Below are 4196 nucleotides of genomic sequence, written 5' to 3'. Positions count from 1 at the left end.
CCAACAACATTACGAAGAAAACGACTCTGCTGGTCATCGGCCAGCAGGATCCGGTTCGCAGCCCGGCCGTCATCAGTGCGAACAGCGGGAAGGAACGGAAAGCCCTGCAATACATCGCCGCTGGGCAGACCATTCGAGCCGTCAGCGAGAAGGAGCTGCTGGTTTGGCTGGGGATGGAGGCTCCGGCGACGAGGCGTCAGGCGACGGCACCTCGGCCGCCGTCGTCGGAACCCCAGCACCCGGCCGGTTTGAGTCACGATCGCGAGACAGGGACCGGTCAGCTCGAGGCGGCGATGAACGGGATTCTCAAGTGGATTGGCAGCCGCCGCGGGAAATAGGCGCCTGCTTCATCGAGTGCTCAGCAATCACCATTTATCAGCCCTGCGCCGGTAATTGCTGCGCAGTCGGTGGAGGAAGTAGGGGCCCGCCTCAGCTCAGGATGTCCTTCGTGCTGAACCGGCCGTACGCCAGCGACCCGAACACCGCGATGTAGCCGAGCTGCAGCAGCGCGTTGTCCCCGAAGGATCCCCACTCGATCGGCTGCCGTAGGAAATCGCCGAACCCGAGCCAGTAGTGCGTGAAGAGCCACGGGTGCAGCCACTCCAGCTGCGGCAGCGCTCCGAGGATCTGCGAGACTGCCGCAAGCGCCGCGGTGGCGGCCATCGCCCCCACCGGAACCGTGGTGAGCGTCGAGATGAAGAGCCCGATCGCGCTGAGGCCCAGCAGCGACATCGTGACGTAGGCGGCAAGCAGCAGCAGCCGGCCGAAGTAACCGCCGATTCCGATGGTGTCGCCGGACAGCAGCGTCACCGGCCCGATCGGGAACAGCGCCGCACCGATCAGGGCGCCCACGGTGACGATGACGAGCGCTGCCACCAGACAGAACAGGGCGGCTCCGGCGTACTTCACGAGCAGTAGCCGGACGCGTCCGGCGGGCGCCACCAGCAGGTAGCGGAGGGTGCCGAGATTCGCCTCACCGGCAATGGTGTCTCCGGCAACCACGCCGACCGTCAGCGGCAGGAACAGCGGAATGGACACCGTCAGCGCGGTGAGGGAGACGAACAGGCCGTTCTGCGTGATGCTGTCGAGGAAGGCGGGCCCACGGCCAGGGCTCGGCCCGTCGGAGGACAGACGGATGACCACAGCGATGAGCACGGGGATCGCGGCGAGAGCCACCAGCATCGCCCAGGTACGACGACGTCGGAACAGCACTCCGATCTCGGAGGCGAGCAGCGCCCAGCCGGCGAAGGGACGAACGGAACCCCCGCCGTCGTGCGCTGGTTGTGTGCTTGCCACAACATGCGTTGACTTAGCCGGCAACGTCGAACCCCTCTCCGGTCAAGGCCACAAAGCGTTCTTCGAGGGAGGCGCCGCTGATCGAGAAGCCGCGGACGCGGACATCGGCGTGAACGAGTGCAGCGTTGACGGTCTCCGGCCTAAGGTCGGGACGCGTGAGGTCGGCGGTGACGACGTCGTCCTGTCCGCCGTTCTCGGGCGTGAGTCCTAGACCGGCGAGCACGCGTCGGGCGTCACCGGGATCGGGGGTGAGGACGCGCACGCGGGCGGTGCCCTGGGCGCGCAGTTCGTCGAGCGTGCCCTGGGCCACAAGACGCCCGGCGCTCATGACCGCGATCTCGGTGCACATTTGCTCCACCTCGGCGAGGAGGTGGCTGGAGACGAAGACGGTGGTGCCGCCGTCGGCGAGCGAGCGGATGAGGCTGCGCACCTCGCGGGTGCCCTGTGGATCCAGCCCGTTGCTCGGTTCGTCGAGGATGAGCAGGTCGCGCGGGGTGAGGAGTGCGTTGGCGATGCCGAGGCGCTGCTTCATTCCGAGTGAGTAGGCGTGGGCGGGTTTGCGTGCGGCGTGGCTGAGCCCGACACGGTCGAGGGCGGCGTCCACGCGCCGGTTGCGGGTGGAAGGGGAGGTGCGGCGGTCGGCGGAGTCGAACCGCTGCAGGTTCGCGCGCCCGGACAGGAACGGGTAGATGGCGGGCCCTTCGACGAGCGCGCCGACGCGGGGGAGGACGTCGCGGGAGGACGCAGGCATCGAGCCGCCGAGCAGCTGGATCTCGCCGCTCGATGCCGATGCGAGCCCGAGCAGCATGCGGATGGTCGTCGTCTTACCTGAACCGTTGGGCCCCAGGAAGCCGAAGACCGAGCCGCGCGGGACCCTCAGGCCGACGTCGTCGACCGCGCGCTGGCGGCCGAACGTCTTGGTGAGCCCGTGGGTTTCGATCGCGAGTTCGCCGGCAGCAGGGCTCACCTGGCGGACTGCAAACGGCGGCGGCCCACACGCGGCGCCGATCGGGTTCTTCGTGTCTGCGTCGCTATCGGCCCGGTCACTGCTGCGCGGCTGCGATCAGCTGGTCGGCGCTGACGGCACCTGCGAGGACGCGTCCGTCGTCGGTGATCAGCACGGACACCAGGGCTGTCTCCAGGACTCGGCCGCCGTCGACCTGGGTAAGCGCCTGCTCGAGCAGAGCCTGGGCTTCGGCTGAGTCTCCACCGCGGGAGCTGTCCACCGAACCGGCGTCGTCGCCCTCACCCATTCCGCCGTCCAACAGGCCTGACGCGGAGCCTGCGGGCAGAACGACGATCGTGTTCCAGCCCTCACCGAGAACAGTTGGCTTGTCAGAGGCATACTCAGCGTCATCGTGCTCTGGTGCTGCGTGGGCTTCGTCGTGTTCCTTCACCGGAACCTCGGTCACCGTGGCTTCGGGCGGGGGAGTGAACTCGAACAGGCTGTCCGCCGGCTCATTGAAGTCGATGCTGGAGAACGCCACCGAGAAGGCAGGGTCTTCCTGGCCCTCCGCCGCGACGGCGAAGCCGAGGGGCAAACCGGTCTCGGCGTCCACGGTCAGTGACACGGCTCCGACGAGGGTGTCATCGGCTCTGGGAGTCAGGACCAGCTCGTAGGCATCCCGGCCGGCGACGCGGGCATCGTCTCCCACCGTGACCTCCGTGGAGGAGTCGATGATGGAGAGGAACTTCTCGGCGAGGGCTGCGGGGGTGTGTGCTGAGCCCGGGATCGAGTGCTCAGGGGATTTCTCATGCTCGGGTAGGACGGCGTGCGTTGCTTCCTTCGCTCGCGAGTCGTAGAGCCAGACCTCGTCGTCGTTAACGATGACATCGCGCTGCGCCAGCTGATCCATCACCTGGAGGCGGGCCTTGTTTGTGCCGTCGATGTGGACCTGCGCGGTGTGTGAACCGGTCAGCAGTTCCAGCGCGGCCGAGGCGCCATCAGTGCCGCCGCCGCCGGGGGACGTCATCCCCTGGAGGTCGGGCAGGCCGAGTTCAGAGGACTGTTCGAGGGTGCCGGAATAGGCGCTGTCGGAGCTCTCGGCGACCAGTTCCAGCAGCTCCTGGGCGGTTTTGTCCGGTAGCTGCGGGCTGGCGTCCGCAGTGGTGGGGCCGGCGACGGTCGCGGTGAGAATGACCACCGGAACAATGCCGGCGGGAAGCCATCGCAGCCACTTCTTGTTCATGGTTCTTGCCTTCCGGAGGAGTCCTGTCGAGCGCTGGTACCAACGGTACTCCTGCTAGCTGGGAGGATTCTTGGGGTTTTGCACCGCGCGCACGGCGGCGCCGATCAGGGTCACCGGTTGCTCGGCTCCGGTGCATCGTCAGGTCCCCGGTTCCACCGGGTGATACCGGGCGATACCGATTCAAGGGGCGTCTGGTGACTCCGGGTGTGTCTCCTCCTCCTCGAAGGGGTCCTCCTCTTCTTCGACGTTTTCCTCTTCCTGCTTGAAGGTTGCGCCACTCATTTTCAGCAGTTCTCCTATGTTGAAAGCTGCGTCCTTCGGAGCCCACCCTGCCCGAGCGTTCAGGTAGGAATCCGGGTCCAAAGCGACCAGGCCCAGGATGACTTCAGCAACGATCCTCCCGCCGACCGGTCCGAGGCGGCGGCCTCCGTGCAGCTCAGCTTCCTTCAGGATGTAGAACCACAGAGGGGCTTTGTTCCCCCATTCCGGTTCGTACAGCCCGAGCCTCCCATTGGGAATGGGAGGGATACCCATTGCCTTGGCTACGTCCTGACCGGCAGGGAGCCCGAGCCTTTTGCCCCGCAGAAGATTGCGTTGGGCCAGAGCGAGGATGGCTCCGTCGATGTGGCTTACCACCGTGGGGGGCAGGTTGGACAGGGGAAGTGCTATCTGCGTGTCGATGAGCCGGGAGGTGTTGCGGCCCATCGGCGC

General features: G+C 66.8%; 4 protein-coding genes and 1 pseudogene. 1 reads left to right on the top strand and 4 read right to left on the bottom strand.

Annotated elements, in window-relative coordinates; genetic code table 11:
* A partial coding sequence (locus tag Y705_RS22465) for a BRCT domain-containing protein (protein ID WP_026533366.1) occupies positions 1 to 338 on the top strand: 338 nt, incomplete at its 5' end.
* Positions 339 to 429: 91 nt separating this feature from the next.
* Here the strand turns inward: Y705_RS22465 and Y705_RS0114410 are convergent.
* The 4 genes and pseudogenes from Y705_RS0114410 to Y705_RS22460 all read right to left on the bottom strand — a co-directional run.
* On the bottom strand, positions 430 to 1296 hold the full coding sequence (locus Y705_RS0114410; protein WP_049822820.1) for an ABC transporter permease: 867 nt from the start codon (positions 1294 to 1296) through the stop codon (positions 430 to 432).
* Between the two features lie 13 nt (positions 1297 to 1309).
* Positions 1310 to 2263 (bottom strand): ABC transporter ATP-binding protein, encoded by a 954-nt coding sequence (locus Y705_RS0114405; protein WP_026533364.1) that lies wholly within the window; start codon positions 2261 to 2263, stop codon positions 1310 to 1312.
* 76 nt (positions 2264 to 2339) lie between these two features.
* On the bottom strand, positions 2340 to 3485 hold the full coding sequence (locus Y705_RS0114400; RefSeq protein ID WP_026533363.1) for a LolA family protein: 1146 nt from the start codon (positions 3483 to 3485) through the stop codon (positions 2340 to 2342).
* Between the two features lie 180 nt (positions 3486 to 3665).
* Positions 3666 to 4196: pseudogene (locus Y705_RS22460) on the bottom strand (hypothetical protein); the annotation flags it as partial.

Source organism: Arthrobacter sp. H41 (genome assembly GCF_000520535.1).
Classification (GTDB): Bacteria; Actinomycetota; Actinomycetes; order Actinomycetales; family Micrococcaceae; genus Arthrobacter_D.
The sequence above is the reverse complement of the archived record's forward strand: the minus strand, read 5'-3'. Positions and strand labels throughout refer to the sequence as shown.